This is a genomic window from Leifsonia sp. NPDC058292, from assembly GCF_042880955.1.
Lineage (GTDB): Bacteria > Actinomycetota > Actinomycetes > Actinomycetales > Microbacteriaceae > Leifsonia.
Genome location: NZ_JBHVYL010000031.1, coordinates 1 through 17,097, shown reverse-complemented (window position 1 = coordinate 17,097; position 17,097 = coordinate 1). Strand labels below are relative to the sequence as shown.

19 protein-coding genes are annotated in these 17,097 nt (G+C 68.5%); 9 read left to right on the top strand and 10 right to left on the bottom strand.

Features of this window, described 5'->3' with window-relative positions; genetic code table 11:
- The first annotated feature begins 47 nt into the window (after nucleotides 1-47).
- The gene (ilvA, locus tag ACFVWR_RS15135; protein WP_387213696.1) at nucleotides 48-1,307 is read left to right on the top strand and encodes a threonine ammonia-lyase; all 1,260 of its coding nucleotides are present in this window, start codon (nucleotides 48-50) and stop codon (nucleotides 1,305-1,307) included.
- Nucleotides 1,308-1,324: 17 nt separating this feature from the next.
- On the opposite strand, the gene greA is transcribed toward ilvA, so the two are convergent.
- Nucleotides 1,325-1,813 (bottom strand): transcription elongation factor GreA, encoded by a 489-nt coding sequence (gene greA, locus ACFVWR_RS15130; protein ID WP_387213693.1) that lies wholly within the window; start codon nucleotides 1,811-1,813, stop codon nucleotides 1,325-1,327.
- Nucleotides 1,814-1,927: 114 nt separating this feature from the next.
- The gene (locus tag ACFVWR_RS15125; protein WP_387213690.1) at nucleotides 1,928-2,323 is read right to left on the bottom strand and encodes a DUF4307 domain-containing protein; all 396 of its coding nucleotides are present in this window, start codon (nucleotides 2,321-2,323) and stop codon (nucleotides 1,928-1,930) included.
- Nucleotides 2,324-2,481: 158 nt separating this feature from the next.
- Here ACFVWR_RS15125 and mca point away from each other — a divergent pair, with 158 nt between their 5' ends.
- Both mca and ACFVWR_RS15115 read left to right on the top strand, forming a co-directional pair.
- A complete protein-coding gene (gene mca / locus ACFVWR_RS15120) occupies nucleotides 2,482-3,333 on the top strand; it encodes a mycothiol conjugate amidase Mca (protein WP_387213785.1) in 852 nt (283 codons plus the stop codon).
- Complete coding sequence (locus ACFVWR_RS15115; protein ID WP_387213687.1) at nucleotides 3,330-3,674, top strand: hypothetical protein; 345 nt, start codon at nucleotides 3,330-3,332, stop codon at nucleotides 3,672-3,674. The genes mca and ACFVWR_RS15115 overlap by 4 nt, the downstream gene beginning before the upstream one ends.
- A gap of 47 nt (nucleotides 3,675-3,721) precedes the next feature.
- On the opposite strand, the gene ACFVWR_RS15110 is transcribed toward ACFVWR_RS15115, so the two are convergent.
- On the bottom strand, nucleotides 3,722-4,528 hold the full coding sequence (locus ACFVWR_RS15110; protein ID WP_387213684.1) for a hemolysin III family protein: 807 nt from the start codon (nucleotides 4,526-4,528) through the stop codon (nucleotides 3,722-3,724).
- A 74-nt stretch (nucleotides 4,529-4,602) separates the two neighbouring features.
- Between ACFVWR_RS15110 and ACFVWR_RS15105 the strand changes: the two genes are divergently transcribed.
- The 4 genes from ACFVWR_RS15105 to ACFVWR_RS15090 all read left to right on the top strand — a co-directional run bounded on the left by ACFVWR_RS15105 (nucleotide 4,603) and on the right by ACFVWR_RS15090 (nucleotide 9,038).
- A complete protein-coding gene (locus ACFVWR_RS15105; protein WP_387213681.1) occupies nucleotides 4,603-5,388 on the top strand; it encodes an isoprenyl transferase in 786 nt (261 codons plus the stop codon).
- Nucleotides 5,389-5,427: 39 nt separating this feature from the next.
- On the top strand, nucleotides 5,428-6,546 hold the full coding sequence (locus ACFVWR_RS15100) for an aminotransferase class V-fold PLP-dependent enzyme (RefSeq protein ID WP_387213678.1): 1,119 nt from the start codon (nucleotides 5,428-5,430) through the stop codon (nucleotides 6,544-6,546).
- 270 nt (nucleotides 6,547-6,816) lie between these two features.
- Entirely contained in the window at nucleotides 6,817-8,169 is a 1,353-nt protein-coding gene (locus tag ACFVWR_RS15095) for a PhoH family protein (RefSeq protein WP_387213675.1), read from the top strand.
- Between the two features lie 227 nt (nucleotides 8,170-8,396).
- Nucleotides 8,397-9,038: a prepilin peptidase gene (locus ACFVWR_RS15090; protein ID WP_387213672.1), complete on the top strand. Its 642-nt coding sequence runs from the start codon at nucleotides 8,397-8,399 to the stop codon at nucleotides 9,036-9,038.
- Between the two features lie 165 nt (nucleotides 9,039-9,203).
- On the opposite strand, the gene ACFVWR_RS15085 is transcribed toward ACFVWR_RS15090, so the two are convergent.
- The 5 genes from ACFVWR_RS15085 to xseA all read right to left on the bottom strand — a co-directional run bounded on the left by ACFVWR_RS15085 (nucleotide 9,204) and on the right by xseA (nucleotide 13,496).
- Nucleotides 9,204-10,610, bottom strand: a complete 1,407-nt coding sequence (locus tag ACFVWR_RS15085; RefSeq protein WP_387213669.1) for a class II fumarate hydratase — start codon at nucleotides 10,608-10,610, stop codon at nucleotides 9,204-9,206.
- A gap of 64 nt (nucleotides 10,611-10,674) precedes the next feature.
- On the bottom strand, nucleotides 10,675-11,328 hold the full coding sequence (locus ACFVWR_RS15080; RefSeq protein ID WP_387213782.1) for a carbonic anhydrase: 654 nt from the start codon (nucleotides 11,326-11,328) through the stop codon (nucleotides 10,675-10,677).
- A complete protein-coding gene (locus ACFVWR_RS15075) occupies nucleotides 11,328-11,984 on the bottom strand; it encodes a DUF4245 domain-containing protein (protein ID WP_387213666.1) in 657 nt (218 codons plus the stop codon). Before ACFVWR_RS15075 ends, ACFVWR_RS15080 begins: the two co-directional genes overlap by 1 nt.
- Nucleotides 11,981-12,256 carry an exodeoxyribonuclease VII small subunit gene (locus ACFVWR_RS15070; RefSeq protein WP_387213664.1) on the bottom strand — a complete coding sequence of 92 codons (276 nt, stop codon included), beginning with the start codon at nucleotides 12,254-12,256 and terminating at the stop codon, nucleotides 11,981-11,983. Before ACFVWR_RS15070 ends, ACFVWR_RS15075 begins: the two co-directional genes overlap by 4 nt.
- Nucleotide 12,257: 1 nt before the next feature.
- The gene (gene xseA / locus ACFVWR_RS15065) at nucleotides 12,258-13,496 is read right to left on the bottom strand and encodes an exodeoxyribonuclease VII large subunit (RefSeq protein ID WP_387213779.1); all 1,239 of its coding nucleotides are present in this window, start codon (nucleotides 13,494-13,496) and stop codon (nucleotides 12,258-12,260) included.
- Nucleotides 13,497-13,606: 110 nt separating this feature from the next.
- Here xseA and ACFVWR_RS15060 point away from each other — a divergent pair, with 110 nt between their 5' ends.
- Nucleotides 13,607-14,611, top strand: coding sequence for a 4-hydroxy-3-methylbut-2-enyl diphosphate reductase (locus ACFVWR_RS15060; RefSeq protein WP_387213776.1), 1,005 nt, complete (start codon nucleotides 13,607-13,609; stop codon nucleotides 14,609-14,611).
- Nucleotides 14,612-14,635: 24 nt separating this feature from the next.
- Here the strand turns inward: ACFVWR_RS15060 and ACFVWR_RS15055 are convergent, their stop codons facing one another.
- Together ACFVWR_RS15055 and ACFVWR_RS15050 are read right to left on the bottom strand one after the other, a co-directional pair.
- Entirely contained in the window at nucleotides 14,636-15,724 is a 1,089-nt protein-coding gene (locus tag ACFVWR_RS15055; RefSeq protein WP_387213661.1) for an acyltransferase, read from the bottom strand.
- Nucleotides 15,721-16,095, bottom strand: a complete 375-nt coding sequence (locus ACFVWR_RS15050; protein ID WP_387213658.1) for a winged helix-turn-helix transcriptional regulator — start codon at nucleotides 16,093-16,095, stop codon at nucleotides 15,721-15,723. The genes ACFVWR_RS15055 and ACFVWR_RS15050 overlap by 4 nt, the downstream gene beginning before the upstream one ends.
- Before the next feature lie 95 nt (nucleotides 16,096-16,190).
- Here ACFVWR_RS15050 and ACFVWR_RS15045 point away from each other — a divergent pair, with 95 nt between their 5' ends.
- The gene (locus tag ACFVWR_RS15045; RefSeq protein ID WP_387213655.1) at nucleotides 16,191-17,060 is read left to right on the top strand and encodes an SDR family oxidoreductase; all 870 of its coding nucleotides are present in this window, start codon (nucleotides 16,191-16,193) and stop codon (nucleotides 17,058-17,060) included.
- The last annotated feature ends 37 nt before the right edge of the window (nucleotides 17,061-17,097 follow it).

Below are 17,097 nucleotides of genomic sequence, written 5' to 3'. Positions count from 1 at the left end.
AGAGAACATTCGGTCAGCGGAATACGAGCGCGAGTAGGCTGAAGCTCGTGGCCACGCTGACAGATCCGACGCGCACTCCTTTCGCCGGCCCGAGTCTCGACGAGATCGAGGCCGCACGGGTGATCGTGTCACGGGTCGCGCAGCCGACACCGATCGAAAGCTCCCGCTACCTCGCGGATGTGCTCGGAGCGCCGGTCTACCTGAAGTGCGAGAACCTGCAGCGCACCGGGTCATACAAGATCCGCGGCGCATACAACAGGATGGCCAAGCTCACCGCCGAGGAACGTGCGCGCGGTGTGGTGGCGGCCTCGGCCGGCAACCACGCGCAGGGTGTGGCGTTCGCGGCGCGGGAGCTCGGCATCCGGGCCACCATCTTCATGCCGGTCGGCGTCGCGATCCCCAAGTTCCAGGCAACCCGCGACTACGGCGCCGACGTGGTGCTGAGCGGCAGCATCGTCGACGAGACCCTCCGTGCGGCCGCCGACTTCGCCGCCGAGACAGGGGCCGTGCTGATCCCGCCGTTCGACCACCCGGACGTGGTGGCCGGCCAGGGCACCCTGGGGCTCGAGATCCTCGACCAGGTTCCGGATGCGGCGACCATCATCGTGCCCATCGGTGGCGGCGGGCTCATCTCGGGCGTCGCCAGTGCCGTGAAGCAGCGGGCGGCCCGTGAGGGCCGCGAGGTGCGGGTGATCGGCGTGCAGGCTGCCAACGCCGCGGCGTATCCGGTGTCGTTGGAGGCGGGGGAGCCGACCGAGATCTCGCCCGTCGCCACCATCGCCGACGGCATCGCGGTGAGCAAGCCGGGCATCCTCAACTTCGCGATCATCCGCGACGTGGTCGACGAGATCGTCACGGTCAGCGAAGACGACATGGCGCGGGCGCTGCTCGTGCTGCTGGAGCGGGCGAAGCTCGTCGTGGAGCCGGCCGGAGCCGCCGCTGTCGCGGCCATCCTGTCGGGCAAGGTGGCGCCGACGGGTCCGACCGTGAGCATCCTCTCCGGAGGCAATATCGACCCGATGCTGATGCAACGGGTGATCAGCCACGGGCTTGCGGCCTCCGACCGCTACCTCAAGCTCAAGATCATGCTTCCCGACCGCCCAGGACAGCTCGCGCGCATCTCCGAGATCCTCGCCGGGGCGAACGCCAACGTCATCGAGGTGCTGCACACCCGCCACGGACACGGGCTGCAGATCAGCCAGGTCGAGCTGGATGTGAGCGTCGAGACGCGCGGAACCGAGCACCGCAAGCAGGTCATCGAAGCGCTGCGGTCGGCGGGGTACGACCCGGTGCTCGACTACGAATAGACGGCCGCGGCCCCGGATCAGCCGGTGAAGGTCTCCACGTTGAGAACCTCGACGGCGATCTCCTTGCCGTTCGGCGCGGTGTACTTCGTCGACTCGCCGACCTTGAGGCCGAGGATGGCGGCGCCGAGCGGGCTCTGCTCGCTGTAGACGGTGAAGTCGGTGCCTTCGGCGATCTCGCGGCTTCCGATGAGGAACACGCTCTCGTCGCCGGCGATGGTCGCGGTGATCACCGTTCCAGGCTCGACCACACCGTGGCTCTGCGGCGCTTCGCCGACTGTGGCGGTGCGCAGCAGAAGGGTCAGCTGAACGATGCGGGCCTCCATCTTGCCCTGCTCGTCTTTGGCGGCGTGGTACCCGCCGTTCTCCTTGAGGTCTCCCTCTTCACGGGCCGATTCGATGCGCTTGGCGATCTCTCGCCGGCCGTTGCCACTGAGCTCCTCGAGTTCCGCCTGCAGACGGTCGTAAGCATCCTGGGTCAGAAAGCTGACCTGAGACTCCTGAGACATGCTGAACTCCTTTGCGCCGTCGGCCCTCGGGCCTCTCGGGCAGATCTTCGGCGGCCTGACGGCCGTCACGATAGAGCGGACGCCTCGACAATCGTCGAGGCGTATCGGATAAGCCTAGGACAGCCAGCAGCTCGAAATCAAACCTGTATTGCTCTGTTCCGTGGTGCGGATCGACTCCTTGTGCGTCGTCAACCGGGCATTCTCACCGGGGTAGCTCACGATGCGCCAGCCCACGATGGCGAACGATTCGTTGAGCGCCTGCACCGCGCACGTCACGGGCGTGCCCGCGGGCGCGTTCACGGTGAAGGTGATGTCGACATGGTGGGCGTCTTTGATCGTGTACGCGGTGTCGGTCGCCTCGAGGTTGGCCGCGTCGCCATCCCAGCCCGCCCAGAAGATCCAGGCCGTGAACACGGCGACGAAAGCGACCGCCGCTCCGATGAGCCACCACTTGTCGCGTCGCTTGCGGTCGGGCGTGCGACCGTAGCGCCGGTCGAGCGTCTCGCTCACCGCCATGCTTCTCCCAGCACTGAAACTCCCGTGAAATGGTGCACCGTCCGCGACGGTAGGCTTGAACTCCAAGACTAGGAGACGAATCTGGGAATCGTTCTCCTCGCATGAGGCTCCGGCGAAGCAGAAGGACGACCGCGAACGTGACCCGGCGATTGATGGCAGTGCACGCCCATCCCGACGACGAGTCGAGCAAGGGGGCGGCCACCTACGCCTATTACACGAGCCTCGGCGACGAGGTGATGGTCGTGAGCTGCACGGGCGGCGAGCGCGGCGACATCCTGAACGACCAGCTTCCCGATCTGGCGATGGCCCGCCGCGACTTGGCGGGGCTGCGCCGGCGCGAGATGGCGGCGGCGCAGAAGGTGATGGGCATCCAGCATCGCTGGCTCGGGTACGTCGACTCGGGCATGGCGCGCGAAGACGGCTCCCTGCCCGCCGGGTCGTTCGCCTCCATCCCGCTCGAGACGTCCGCCGCTCCGCTGGTCGCACTCGTGCGCTCCTTCAAGCCGCACGTGATGATCACGTACGACGAGAACGGCGGCTACCCGCATCCCGATCACATCCGGGCTCACGTCGTCGGCGTCGAGGCCTACCGTGCCGCCGCCGACCCCGCGCGCTATCCAGAGGCGGGGGAGGCGTGGCAGGTGTCGAAGCTCTACTACGACCGCATCATGAACTCGGTGCGGCTCGACGCCGTCTACGACGAACTGCTGACGTCGGAGCCCGGCTCGCCGCTCATCGAGAAGCTGCGCGAGATGCGCGACTGGATGTCGGCCCGCACGTTCGAGGCGACGACCCGCATCCCCGCCGGGGACTTCTTCGACACGCGCGACGAGGCGCTTCGCTCCCACGCCAGCCAGGTCGCACCCGACAGCCCCTTCTTCTTCTGGCCGAACGACGTGCAGCGTCGAGCCTGGCCGACCGAGGACTTCCAGCTCATCGACTCGAAAGTGAACACGCAGATGCCTGAGACCGACCTTTTCGCCGGAATCGAGGGCGCCGAGTGATCGGCGATCTTCTCCTCGGCGCCTCCATCCGGGTGGCGGCAGCGACACCGTCGCCCACCCCGGCTCCCGGAGCGCCCAAAGACGACCAGGTCACACCCGGGTACGTCGGCTTCATCGTGACGTTCCTGCTGGCCGTCGTGGTGGTGCTGCTCGTCATCGACATGGTGCGCCGCATCCGCCGCGTGCGGTATCGCGCCGAGATCGCGGAGAAGCTGGATGCGGAGCAGCAGCTGCGTCGCGGCGACGAGCCGGGTGCCGACGACCCCGGGGCGGGCACAGACGACGGCGACGCGGACGGGCCGCGCCGCACCGGCGGCACCGGCGGGCGCCCGAAAGCGTAGGTCGCAGCCGGCCTGCGGCCGGCCGGCTGACCGCGGCTAGACCGCGGCTAGCCCGCGTTGTAGACGGGATGCAGCGCGATCAGCAGCGTCGCCGCCCAGTGGCAGAGGAAAGCCAGCACGGTGAGCGTGTGGAAGATCTCGTGGAAGCCGAACCTGCCCGGGAAGGGGTTGGGGCGCTTCATCCCGTAGATCACGGCGCCGATCGTGTACAGCACGCCGCCGACGAGAACGAGCACCATCATCGCCACATTCGCCTCGAACAGGTCGACGATGAAGCCGAGGGCGCCCCAGCCCATCCCCACGTAGATGGGCACGTAGAGCCAGCGCGGTGCCGAGATCCAGAACACCCGGAACCCGATGCCGAGCAGGGCGGTGCCCCACACGAGCGCCAGCAGCAGGATGCCCTTCGCCGGCGGCAGTGCCAGCACGGCGAGCGGGGTGTACGTGCCGGCGATCAGCAGGAAGATGTTCGCGTGATCGATGCGCTTGAGGATGACCTTGGTACGCGGATTCCAGTCGAAGCGGTGGTAGAGGGCCGAGTTGCCGAACAGCAGCATCGACGTGAGCACGAACACCGCCGACGCCCACTTGGCGGGCGCGCCGTGTGCGACCGTGATGAGCACGATGCCGGCGGCGATGGTGACCGGGAACGTTCCCGCGTGGATCCAGCCGCGCCAGGTCGGCTTGATGTCGTCGTCGTTCGCGGGCGAGGCATCCAGCAACGGGACGTTGGGCAGGTCGGGGCCGCGCGCTTCGTCTGCCTTGACGGCGGCATCGGGCGCGGTGAGGGCTTCGGCCGGTCTCTCGAGAGACTCGGCGACGTCTTCATTGTCGCGGGCTTTGCGGGGCGTCATGCTTCAAGGCTACGGGACGAGCGGGGTTCGGCGGCTGAGAGTCGGCCTCCGCTTCGAACGGGTAACGTACCTCTGTGAGCAAATGGAGTTTCCCCCTCGGGCGCGGTCTCCTCTACGGGCTCTACCAGACCCGGTTGCGCCGTGGCCTGACCAAAGATGTCGCACCGAGGCACGTGGCCATGATCATCGACGGCAACCGCCGGTGGGCGCGCCTGGCCGGCCATGAGACGGCCGCGCACGGGCATCGTGCGGGAGCGGCGAAGATGCGCGAGTTCCTGGAATGGTGCGACGACCTCGGCGTCTCCGTCGTCACGCTCTACCTGCTGTCGTCGGACAACCTCACGAATCGCAAGAGCGAGGAGCTGTCCGCCCTGATCGAGATCATCGCCGAGCTGGCCGACGACCTGTCGCGCTACCGGGACTGGCGCGTGCAGCACGTCGGCACGACCACAGGCCTGCCGGAGTCGCTGGTCGCGGCGCTCTCCGACGCCGAGAAGCGCACGGTCGAGAACAAGGGCCTCCACGTCAACCTCGCCGTCGGCTACGGCGGTCGCAAGGAGATCACGGATGCGATGCGCTCGATCGTCGCCGCGCACCATGCCGAAGGCGGAAGCCTGGAGACGCTGGCCGACCTCCTCACTCCCGACATGATCGGCGAGCACCTCTACACGGGCGGTCAGCCCGACCCCGACCTCGTCATCCGCACCTCCGGCGAGCAGCGGCTCAGCGACTTCATGCTGTGGCAGAGCGCGCACAGCGAGTTCTACTTCGTGGAAGCGCTCGGCCCCGACCTCCGCGAGGTCGACTTCCTGCGGGCAGTGCGCGACTTCTCGCGGCGGCAGCGGCGCTACGGCGGCTGACCCGCCCGACCTGACAAGATGGCCCGGGAGGTCAACCAGATGACGACGATCGAGGAGTTCGCGGCGGGATTCCGCGAGGAGCCGGGCTACCTGGACTACGGACGGGTCGGCCCGCTGTCGGCGACGGTGCTCGCCGAGTCGGCGGGGCGGAACGAGATCCTGAGCAGGGGCCGCTACGGCAGCATCGAACGGATGCGCGGCGAAGACCTCCGGGTGCGCGAGGCCATCGCCGGTCTCACCCGGTTCGGAGCCGACCAGATCGTGTTCCAGCCGAACACCAGCACCGGACTGATGCACGCCATGTTCGGGCTGACGGGCGGCGAGGTGCTCCTGTCGAAGGCGGAGTTCCCGAGCATCACGTTCGCGGCAGTGCGGGCCGCGGAGGCGATGCACGTCGTGACGCCGACCTGGCTCGAGACAGACCACGGCCGCGTGACGCCGGGTCAGATCCGCGAGCAGATCGGGCGCGACACCACAGCCGTCGCGGTCAGTCTCGTCGACTCCCGCACGGGGTATCTGGCCGACATCGACGGCATCCGCCAGGTGATCGGCGACAGGCTGCTGATCGTCGACGCGATCCAGGGCTTCGGTGTCGTCGACGCGCCGTTCGAGGTGGCGGACGTGATCGTGAGCGGCGGCCAGAAATGGGCGCGGGCCGGATGGGGGACGGGCTTCCTGGCGCTCAGCGAACGCGCCCTCGACCACCTCACCCCCGTCTTCAGCGGGTTCACCGGCACGGACAAGACCGAATCGTTCGACGAGGTGACCGAGCCCAGTTCCAGCGCGCGCGCCTTCTCGCTGAGCAATCCCGACTGCGTGGCGGAGGCGCGGTTCGCGGCGGCCCTTGAGGAAATCGCTTCGGTCGGCGTCGGCGCGATCAACGACGCCATCTCGACCACGGTCGAACAGGTGCTCGAGCTTGCCGACGAGTACGCCATCCCTGTGGCGTCGTCGCGCACCAACGCGGAGCGCGCGGGGATGATCGTGCTCGAACCGGCCACCGAGAACCTGACGGCGCTGAGCGCGTCGCTGCACAACCACGGCATCACCGCGACCACCCGCACCACGAGTGTGCGGTTGAGCGTTCACGCGGGCACGGACGTCGACACGCTGGAGATGCTGCGGGCGGCGTTCGTGTCGTACGGGTCGGTGATCTGACCTCTGCGCTGCTCTGACTTGGCCCCTGCACTGCTCTGACCTGGCCCCTGCACTGCTCTGACCTGGCCCCTGCACTGGGGCGAGGATTTACCCAGGGTTAATCCGGCGCAGCGGGCGTGTCGCCCCTCGGTGTCGGTGGGTCGGCGTAGCTTCGTGCTATCGGGCACGGCGCCCGATCGAGACGGCCACGTAAGTTCGTTTCGAAACCCAACCGGCCGACTCGTCGACAGACACCGGGAGCTCCGCGGAGCGACCGGGGCGGGAGTGGTTGTGGCCGAACAAGTTACCCGACAGCCGGCAGAGACCGGATCGACAAGCCGTCACGTCGAACAGACCGAGCGCACGTACGTGCTCGACACTTCGGTGCTGCTGTCCGATCCGAAGGCGATCTTCCGATTCGCCGAACACGCGGTGGTCATCCCAGTGGTCGTCGTGGGGGAGTTGGAAGGAAAGCGAAACGACCCGGAGATCGGCTATTTCGCGCGGCAAGCGCTCCGCAACCTGGACGAGCTGCGAGTCAAGCACGAACGCCTCGACTTCCCGATCCCGGTCGGCGACGGCGGGTCGCTGCGAGTCGAGCTGAACCACTCCAACATGTCGGTGCTGCCGAGCGGTCTCCAGCTCGGCGACAACGACTCGCGCATCCTCGCCGTCGCCCTCAACCTCGCCAACGACGGGCTCGCCGTCACCGTCGTCTCCAAAGACCTTCCGCTGCGCGTCAAGGCCGCCTCCATCGGCCTGGCCGCCGAGGAGTACCGGCACGAGCTCGCGGTCGATTCGGGCTGGACGGGCCTCGACGAGATCACTCTCGGCTCCGAGGCGATGGCCGACCTCTACGACAACGAGTGGATGCGAACCAGCCTGGTCGAAGACCTGCCGGTCAACACCGGCCTCATCATCCATTCCGACCGTGGCTCGGCGCTCGGCCGGGTGACCGGCGAAGGCGCTCTCAAGCTGGTGCGCGGCGACCGGGACGTCTTCGGACTGCACGGTCGCTCCGCGGAACAGCGGCTCGCCATCGACATGCTGCTCGACCCCGAGGTGGGAATCCTGTCGCTCGGCGGCCGCGCCGGAACGGGCAAATCCGCGCTCGCCCTCTGTGCAGGACTCGAAGCGGTGCTCGAACGGCAGCAGCACAAGAAGATCATGGTGTTCCGCCCGCTGTACGCGGTCGGCGGCCAGGAGCTCGGGTATCTTCCCGGTGACCAGGGCGAGAAGATGAACCCCTGGGGTCAGGCGATCTTCGACACCCTCGGCGCACTCGTCTCGCAGAACGTGCTCGACGAGGTGCAAGACCGGGGCATCCTGGAGGTGCTGCCGCTCACGCACATCCGAGGCCGCTCGCTGCACGATGCGTTCGTGATCGTGGACGAGGCCCAGTCGCTCGAACGGAACGTGCTGCTCACCGTGCTCAGCCGCATCGGCCAGAACTCGCGCGTGGTGCTGACCCACGATGTGGCCCAGCGCGACAATCTACGGGTGGGTAGGCACGACGGCGTCGCCTCGGTGATCGAGACCCTGAAAGGCCACTCGCTGTTCGGCCACATCACCCTCACACGGTCGGAGCGCTCGGCCATCGCGGCGCTCGTCACGGAGCTGCTCGAAGGCAACGAACTCAGTTAGGCGCGTGCGGCGGTCTGCGCCGCTCGAGTGAACGCGCGCGACGGCGCCCGGCCCGGAACACGGGGCGGGCGCCGTGGTGCGTTCGCCTGCTGGGCGTTCGTCTGCTGGGCGTTCGCCGGCCGCGCCTTCCAGGGCCACTAGCGCCTCAAGCGTCGATGCCGTTGTGGGCGGACGCTCGACCTGTGGACAACGCGATTCGCGCCCGACGGCGGGTTAGCGTCGAAGGCGTGGGGAGAACGATCGGGGGACAGCGCGATCGGGCCGGCAGGCCGGTGCAGGGCCGGGCTGCCGGGCCGGTCGACGCCGGTGTGCTTGTGGGGCTCGTGAGGGGCACCGGTCTGGGAGATCGCGCCGAATTCTCCGCGCTTGCGGGTCTGGTGGGGCTGGTGGGCGTCGCCGGCGCGCTGATGGGGCACGATCCTGCTCGGTTCGCGGTGCTGGGATACGTGGCCATGGTGACTGTGCCGCTCAGTCTCAGCGACATCCGCGAGCGGCGGCTGCCGAACATCCTCGTGCTGCCGGGGTTCGTCGTCGCGGGCGTGGGCGGCATCGGCGCGTGGGCGGCGGGCGGTGCGGCCCCCTGGAAAGCGTTCGCGGTGTGCGTCGTGGTGCTGTGCGCGCTGGGGGTCATGGCCGTCGGCGGTGGCCTCGGGCTCGGGGATGTGAAGCTCGCCGGCATGCTGGCCCTCGCGCTGGGCGTGAGCGACCGGGGCGGTGCTTCGGTCGGGTCCGTGGTGCTGGCCGGGATGGTCGCGTTCGGGACGGCCGGGATCGCAGCGCTCGCGGAGTGGCGGCGAGGAAGCGATGGTGTGCCGTTGGGGCCGTTCCTGTTGGGCGGCTTCTGGGTGGCCGTTGTGAGTTCGGGGTGAGGCGCCGGGGGTTGCGCAGGAGAAGTCGCGCGTGGGTGCGGCGTTTCTTCCGGCGTGACGGAAAATCGGCCGGAATTCGTGTGGAATTCCGACGAACTGGTCGGCCGGCGCACCTGCAGCTCGATCGGCCGGGCGGGCAGCCCGGCCGACCGAGCAGGCGGCGGGTCAGCCGGGGTGGGTCATGCTGAGCACGTCGAGCGACTTGTCGAGCTGCTCGAGGGTGACCTCACCGCGCTCGACGAAGCCGAGGTCGATCACGGCCTCGCGCACGGTCATGCCGTTGGCGACCGAGTGCTTGGCGACCTTCGCGGCGGCCTCGTAGCCGATCACGCGGTTCAGCGGGGTGACGATCGACGGCGACGACTCCGCCAGAGCGCGGGCGCGGTCGATGTTCGCCTCCAGGCCCGTGATGGTCTTGTCGGCGAGCACGCGCGTGCCCTGCGAGAGCAGACGGATCGACTCGAGCAGCGCGGTGCCCATCACGGGGATGGCGACGTTCAGCTCGAAGATTCCGGAGGCGCCGCTCCAGGCGATCGTGGCGTCGTTGCCGATGACCCGGGAAGCGACCATGAGCACGGCTTCCGGGATGACCGGGTTGACCTTGCCGGGCATGATCGAGGAGCCGGGCTGAAGGTCGGGGATGTGCAGCTCGCCGAGTCCTGTGTTCGGGCCGGAGCCCATCCAGCGCAGGTCGTTGCAGATCTTCGTCAGGCTGACCGCGATCGTGCGGAGAGCGCCGGAGGTCTCGACCAGGGCATCCCGGTTGGCCTGTGCTTCGAAGTGGTTGCGCGCTTCGGTGATCGGCAGCTCGGTCTCCTGCGTGAGCAGCTCGATGACCAGCTGCGGAAAGCCGAGCGGAGTGTTGATGCCCGTGCCGACGGCCGTTCCGCCGAGAGGCACCTCGGCGACCCGGTGCAGCGCCGACTGCACGCGCTCGATGCCGAGGCGGATCTGCGCGGCGTAGCCGCCGAACTCCTGGCCGAGCGTGACCGGCGTCGCGTCCATGAGGTGGGTGCGGCCGGCCTTGACGGCGGTCACCCACAGCTCCGCCTTCTCTTCGAGCGACACCGCGAGGTGGTCGAGAGCGGGGATGAGGTCGTCGATCAGGGCACCGGTCACGGCGATGTGCACGGAGGTCGGGAACACGTCGTTCGACGACTGCGAGGCGTTCACGTGATCGTTGGGGTGCACCGGCGAACCGAGCCGGCGCGAGGCGAGCGTCGCCAGCACCTCGTTCATGTTCATGTTCGACGAGGTACCCGAACCGGTCTGGTACACGTCGATCGGGAACTCGGCGTCGTGCGCACCGCTGACGACTTCGTCGGCGGAGGCGGCGATCGCGTCGGCGATCGACTGATCGAGAACGCCGAGACGGGCGTTGGCGAGGGCCGCCGACTTCTTGATGCGGGCGAGGGCGGCGATCTGCGCCGGCTCGAGCACCGAACCCGAGATGGGGAAGTTCTCGACGGCGCGCTGCGTCTGCGCTCCGTAGAGAGCGGCCGCGGGAACGCGGACCTCTCCCATCGTGTCGTGTTCGATGCGGTAGCCGGTGTCCGCCTGGGTGTCCACCACGGTGTGTTTTCCTTTCTGGGGCGCGGAAGCGAGGCCAGCGGATGGCTGGCTCTCCCGCGCGGTGTTAGTCGGAGGCCGGGTCGGCCAGTCCGACGACGACGTCGGGCACGACCCGACCTTCCTGAAGCCGGTAGTTCGCACCAACGATAGCCAACGAGCCGTCGGCGACGGCCGCGCTGATCATCTCGGACTCCTCCAGCAGTTCGGCGACCGTGTCGCGCAGGTGCTCGCGCCCGACCTCGCTCGCGTCGAGCACCGAGGGGTCGATCGACTGACCGAGCGAGGTGCGCGAGACGCGGTGCACGGCGGGAACGATGGGGGCGATGAGGTTCGCGATGTGCGGAGGCAGGGGTTCCGCATCCGTGGCCTGGGAGTCGATCGCGGCGCGAACCGCACCGCACTCGTCGTGTCCGAGCACGAGGATGAGCGGAACGTGCAGCACGCCGACGGCGTATTCGAGGGAGCCGAGCACCGAATCCGACATGACTTGCCCGGCGTTGCGCACGACGAACGCGTCACCGAGACCGAGGTCGAAGATGATCTCCGCTGCGAGGCGGGAGTCGCTGCAGCCGAAGATCGCGGCGAGCGGAGCCTGGCCGGCGGCGATCGTCTCGCGGCGTTCGACATCCTGGCGCGGATGCTCCGGCCCGCCTCCCACGAAGCGCTCGTTGCCTCGCAGCATCTCATCCCACACGCGTGACGGTCGTGGCATTCCCATCATGAACCTCCGAGTTGGCGGATCTGGCCGGCGACGGCATCCGCGACAACACGGAATTCGTCGGTGGCTGCTGTGCCGAACAAGACGATGGAGCTCTTGCCGGCGGTGGTGACGAGCGCGTAGTCCACGTCGCCGTTGTCTTTGCCCGAGGAGCGGTTGTCGTACACGTCCCACTTCACGCCGTCGATCGTCGTCGTGGTGGTGATCATGCTCTTGTTGACCTGCTCGGCCGTCCAGCTGTCGTTGGCCTCGAAGCCCTGGCGCATGCCGATGTATTCGCCCTTGGGTGTGATCAGCCCGACGTACCAGGAGTCGACCCGGTCGGGGGTCTTGGTGTTCACCTGTGCGTTGTTGGACTTCCAGCTCGAGGGGAGGGCGGGCACCAGCAGCCTGTCGGGTTCCGAGCCCTGCGCCTCGGCCGCGATCGAGGTGTAGTCGACGGCCGGATTGGCGTCGATCGGGTTGCCGCGGGGAACGAAGAGAACGATGACGGCGACGAGCCCCACCGTCGCGAGGAGCGAATAGACGAGGTTGTTGATCGTCTGCCGGTTGCGGTGGTTGCGCGAGTTCTGCGCTTTGCGTTCCGCGGTCTCCTCGGGTGTTTCGGGGCGACCGAGTTCGGCGACGACCGCCGGAGGCTTCTTGCTGGGGGTCATTCGGGGTCAGAGGCTCCCGTGGGCGCCGAGCCCGCATCCCCGGCGACGGCTCCGGCGCGTGCGGCGTCGAGCCGTGCCTTCGCGCCGATCAGCCACTCTTCGCAGCGGCGGGCGAGGGCCTCGCCGCGCTCCCAGAGCGCGATCGACTGTTCGAGGGTCGACGAGCCCTGCTCGAGCTCGGCGACGACGCGCACGAGTTCGTCGCGGGCCTCCTCGTAGCTGAGCGTTGCGGTGCTGAGGCTCTTGTCCTCGGTGGTGGGCATGACATCCATTCTATTTGTCGTTCTGACCTTCGCCTGAGTCCGCCAGCGAGTCGGCGACGGCGGTGAGCGAACCGTCGGCGACCGTGAGCTTCAGCAGTGTTCCGTCGGGGGCTTCGCCGGGCGTCCGCAGCACGTGTCCGCTGGGGAGCTGGGCGATCGCGTACCCGCGGTCGAGTGTTCCCTGCGGCGACAGCGCGCGCAGTTGCCCCCGCAGTTCGGCGGTGCGGATGTGCTCCCTCTCGATGGCGCGCTCGACGAGCTCTGCGCCGCGCGCGACGTACCGCGTGAGTTCTTCGGCGCGGGAGTCGACGATCCAGCTCGACGAGACGAGCGACGGCCGCGAGCGCAGATGCCCGATGCGGTCGATCTCGGCGGCGAGCAGGTGCGTCAGCCGCATCCCCATCCTGGCGCGGGCCTGGTGCACGCGCACGATCTCCTCCGCGACGTCGGGCACCACGCGTTTCGCCGCGTCGGTCGGGGTGGACGCGCGCAGGTCGGCGACCTCGTCGAGCAGCGGCCTGTCGGCCTCGTGCCCGATGGCGCTCACGATCGGCGTGGTGGCAGCGGCAGCCGCGCGCACGAGCGTCTCGTCGCTGAACCCGAGCAGGTTCTGGAAGTCGCCACCGCCTCGCGCGATGATGATCACATTCACTTCGGGGTCGGCGTCGAGTCGGCGGATCGCGGCGGTGACCTCCGACACCGTGCGCTCGCCCTGCACGGCGGCGTGGACGATGCGGAACTCCACCTGCGGCCAGCGCAGCTGAGCGTTGCGCAGCACATCCTTCTCGGCGTCGGAGTCCTTGCCCGTGATGAGGCCGATGCGATGGGGGAGAAAGGGCAGCCGGCGTTTGCGGTCGAGGGCGAACAGCCCTTCGGCCGCGAGCTGCGCGCGGAGCCGTTCGAGCCGTTCCAGCAGATCGCCGAGCCCGACATGGCGCATGTCGAAGACCTGCATGGTGAGGGTGCCGCCCTTGACCCAGAAGTTCGGCTTGACGGCCGCGATCACGCGATCACCCTGCTTCAGATCGGCCGGGATGCGGGCCTTCACCGACGACCAGATCGTGAAGCTGATCGTCGCGTCTTCGTTCAGGTCTTTGAGCTTGCCGTAAACGTTTCCGCCCGAGACGCCCCACTGGGTGATCTCGCCCTCCACCCACGCCGTGCCGAGCCGCTCGATCCAGCCCCGGATCTTGCTCGACAGGGTGGCGACGGGCCACGGCGCGTCGGCGGTCGGCGGCCCGACCTCCATCGACGGGGCGCCTGTCGGGCTCGCAGTGCTGGCCACGGTACGTCTCCCATCGAGTGCTCAGCGCACTCACCTAGGATTGAGGGGTGAGCGACGCAACCATCAGCCTGCCGATGCCGAGAATCCCCGGCTTGAGAGGCCGGCTCAAGGATACCCCGGTCGTCGGACATAAGCGGGTGCTGCTGGCCGCCCCCCGGGGCTACTGCGCCGGCGTCGACCGCGCGGTCGTGGCCGTCGAGAAGGCCATCGAGCACTATGGCGCCCCCGTGTACGTGCGCAAGCAGATCGTGCACAACGTTCACGTCGTCTCGACGCTCGAACGCCAGGGCGCGATCTTCGTCGACGAGGTCGACGAGGTGCCCACCGGGGCTCACGTCGTCTTCAGCGCGCACGGTGTCTCGCCCGCCGTCGTGCAGTCGGCTGCCGATCGCGGCCTCCAGGCGATCGACGCGACCTGCCCGCTGGTCACCAAGGTGCACCGCGAGGCGGTGCGGTTCGCCCGCGACGACTTCGAGATCCTGCTGATCGGACACGAAGGTCACGAGGAGGTCGAGGGCACCGCCGGCGAAGCGCCCGAGCACGTCACGCTCGTCAACGGGCCCGACGACGTCGACAACATCGTCGTCAGAGACCCGGAGAAGGTCGTCTGGCTCTCCCAGACCACGCTCTCCGTCGACGAGACGATGGAGACCGTTCGGCGACTGCGCGAGCGGTTCCCGCACCTGCAAGATCCCCCCAGCGACGACATCTGCTACGCCACCCAGAACCGCCAGGTCGCCATCAAGAAGGTGGCCGAAGACGCCGACCTCGTGATCGTGGTCGGTTCCGCCAACTCCTCCAACTCGGTGCGGCTCGTCGAGGTCGCGCTCGAATACGGCGCGAAGGCGGCTTACCGCATCGACTACGCCAGCGAGATCAAGCAGGAATGGCTCGACGGGGTCGCCTCCGTCGGCGTCACGAGTGGCGCATCCGTGCCCGAGGTGCTCGTGCAGGAGGTTCTCGACGACCTGCGCGGGGCCGGCTACGGGGATGTGCAAGAGGTGAAGACCGCGGAGGAAGACCTCATGTTCTCCCTGCCGAAGGAGCTGCGCAAGCAGGACACCCGCACCCGTCCGTAACGAGGGGCGCTGAGGCGCGCTGTGTCAGAACAGCCGCCGGAGCCCCGGCACGCGACGAGCCGCCAGACTGACGGCGAACGACAGCACCGCGATGCCCGCCCAGAGCAGGATGGCGACGGGCAGGCTGTTCGACCGCGCCACGTTCAACCCGGGGAACAGCGTGACGGCCAGGGTCAGGAAGAAGAAATGCACCAGGAAGACGCCGAACGCGGCGTCGGAGAGCTGGGCGAGCATCCGGGCACCGCGTTCGCGCAGCGCGGTCACGCGGGCGAACAGGCTCTGCACGACCACGAAGACACCGAGCGAGGCAGCGGCGACGACGGCACCGTCGTAGCCCACCGGTGAGACCGCCTGCAGCCAGGCGGGGCGGGATGCGCTGCCGTACTGCCAGATGGTCTCGGCGAGAAGGGCTGCGGTGACGAGCGCCGCCGCGACCGTCCACCCGGGCGAGAGCACGACGGTGCGCAGAGCCCAGCCGGCGAGGAAGAAGCCGACGTACGGAAGCCACTGGGTCAGCGCGTTCAGCACGATCGGATGCGGATCGCCGAAGAGCGCCGACAGGCCGGAGAGCCCGACGACGGCGACCGTGAAAAGCAGGACTGAGCCGGCGAAGACGAGGGCGCGACGCTGCCCGCCACCGGAGAGGAACGCCGCCAGAACCGGCGCGACCAGGTAGAGCCCGGCGATGAGCCACAGGAAATACAGTTGCGTGTACGCCTTGCCGTCGACGACGAGCCCGATCGTCTGCAGCGCCGTGAGGTGCTCGTGGCTGATCAGGATGCGCACGACGACGATGTAGAACACCTGCCACACGACGAAAGCCGGCCCCAACCGCAGCAGTCGCTTGCGGTAGAAGGCGGCCGGTCCGTCGGCGTGCACACGAGGCGAGAGCAGCAGCGCGCCGCTCACCATCACGAACACCGGCACCACCCAGATGCCGCCGATGTCGACGATCGTCGCCACCCACCACGTGCCCGACCCGCGGATCGCGGGGTTTCCGACGATCCCGGCGAAGACGTGGATGGCGATCACGCCGAGGATGGCGCCGATCCGCAGCACATCGAGTGGGACAGAGCGGGTGCGCACCGTGCTCGCGCCGGCGGCAGTCGTCACGCTTGCGGCTCCAGGATCTCGTCGGCGTTGTCGGCGATCCACGACATCAGGGGCAGGAGGTGCTCGGTGAGGTCGCGACCGCGGTCGGTGAGGCTGTAGTCGACCCGGGGCGGGATGCTCGACTGGGCGGTCCGCAGCACGAAGCCGTCGCGTTCGAGTGTCTTGAGGGTCTGCGCGAGCATCTTCTCGCTGATGCCCTGCACCGTTCGGCGGAGCTCGCCCCAGCGGAGGTCGCTCTGAGAGAGGGCGACGAGCACCAGAACGCCCCAGGTGCTGGTCACGTGGTTGAGCACGATACGGCTCGGGCAGGCGGAGGGGAGCACACCATCCGTGAATCCGAATCCGTTCATCGACTGAATACTGGTATTCACGTCAGTAACTTACCAAAAAGTGGGTACCTCCGAACGGGAAGTAACCGTGGAGGACGCGGGTTGGAGCTGGAGACCGACCGAAAGGAAACACCACCATGACCATCGTCGTCACCGGAGCATCAGGACACCTCGGACGCCTCGTCGTCGAATCGCTGCTCGAGAGGGGCGTCCCCGCAGCGGACATCCGCGCCCTCGGGCGCTCCGAACAGAAGCTGGCCGCTCTCGCCGACCGCGGCGTGCAGACCGCGACCATCGACTTCGACAAGCCGGAGACGCTCGACGCGGCGTTCGACGGTGCGGATGCGCTGCTTCTGGTCTCGGCCAGCGAGCCGGGCAAACGCGTCCCCCAGCACAAGAACGCGATCGACGCTGCCGTACGGTCGGGGGTCGGCCACATCGTCTACACGAGCGCGCCCCACGCCACGGACACCGCGCTGGTGCTCGCGCCCGAGCACAAAGCCACCGAGGAGCTGCTCGCGGAATCCGGCCTGCCGGTGACCGTGCTGCGTAACAACTGGTACACGGAGAACTACGTCGGTCAACTCGACACCGCCGGGCAGTCCGGCGAGATCGTGGCGAGTGCCGGCGACGGCCGTGTGGCCAGCGCGACGCGCAAAGACTACGCCGAGGCGGCCGCCGTGGTGCTCACCACTCCCGGTCACGAAGGCGCCGTCTACGAGCTGACCGGCGACGAGGCCTGGGCGTTCACCGACCTCGCCGCTGCGGTCGGGACGATCCTCGGCCGGGACGTCGCGTACCGCCCCGTCTCCCCGGAGGAGCACACGGCCATCCTGACCGGCGCCGGTCTCGACGAGGGCACGGCGGGTTTCGTGGTCGCGCTCGACGGCAACATCCGCGACGGCGCGCTCGCCGAGGCGACCAGCACCCTCAGTGACCTCATCGGCCGCCCGACGACCCGTCTGATCGACGGCCTCGAGCAGGCGCGCGAAGCCGTCACGGTCTGAGCCGACGGCGAGAACGGCCCGGCACGCGAACGCGGCC

Bases quoted from the DNA above. Each gene is read 5' to 3' on its own strand.
- ACFVWR_RS15060 (WP_387213776.1), top strand. From the start codon at position 13,607: ATGCCGAGAATCCCCGGCTTGAGAGGCCGGCTCAAGGATACCCCGGTC.
- ACFVWR_RS15080 (WP_387213782.1), bottom strand. From the start codon at position 11,328: ATGGGAATGCCACGACCGTCACGCGTGTGGGATGAGATGCTGCGAGGC.
- ACFVWR_RS15075 (WP_387213666.1), bottom strand. From the start codon at position 11,984: ATGACCCCCAGCAAGAAGCCTCCGGCGGTCGTCGCCGAACTCGGTCGC.
- mca (WP_387213785.1), top strand. From the start codon at position 2,482: ATGGCAGTGCACGCCCATCCCGACGACGAGTCGAGCAAGGGGGCGGCC.
- ACFVWR_RS15045 (WP_387213655.1), top strand. From the start codon at position 16,191: ATGACCATCGTCGTCACCGGAGCATCAGGACACCTCGGACGCCTCGTC.
- ACFVWR_RS15070 (WP_387213664.1), bottom strand. From the start codon at position 12,256: ATGGATGTCATGCCCACCACCGAGGACAAGAGCCTCAGCACCGCAACG.
- ACFVWR_RS15110 (WP_387213684.1), bottom strand. From the start codon at position 4,528: ATGACGCCCCGCAAAGCCCGCGACAATGAAGACGTCGCCGAGTCTCTC.
- ACFVWR_RS15100 (WP_387213678.1), top strand. From the start codon at position 5,428: ATGACGACGATCGAGGAGTTCGCGGCGGGATTCCGCGAGGAGCCGGGC.
- greA (WP_387213693.1), bottom strand. From the start codon at position 1,813: ATGTCTCAGGAGTCTCAGGTCAGCTTTCTGACCCAGGATGCTTACGAC.
- xseA (WP_387213779.1), bottom strand. From the start codon at position 13,496: ATGGAGGTCGGGCCGCCGACCGCCGACGCGCCGTGGCCCGTCGCCACC.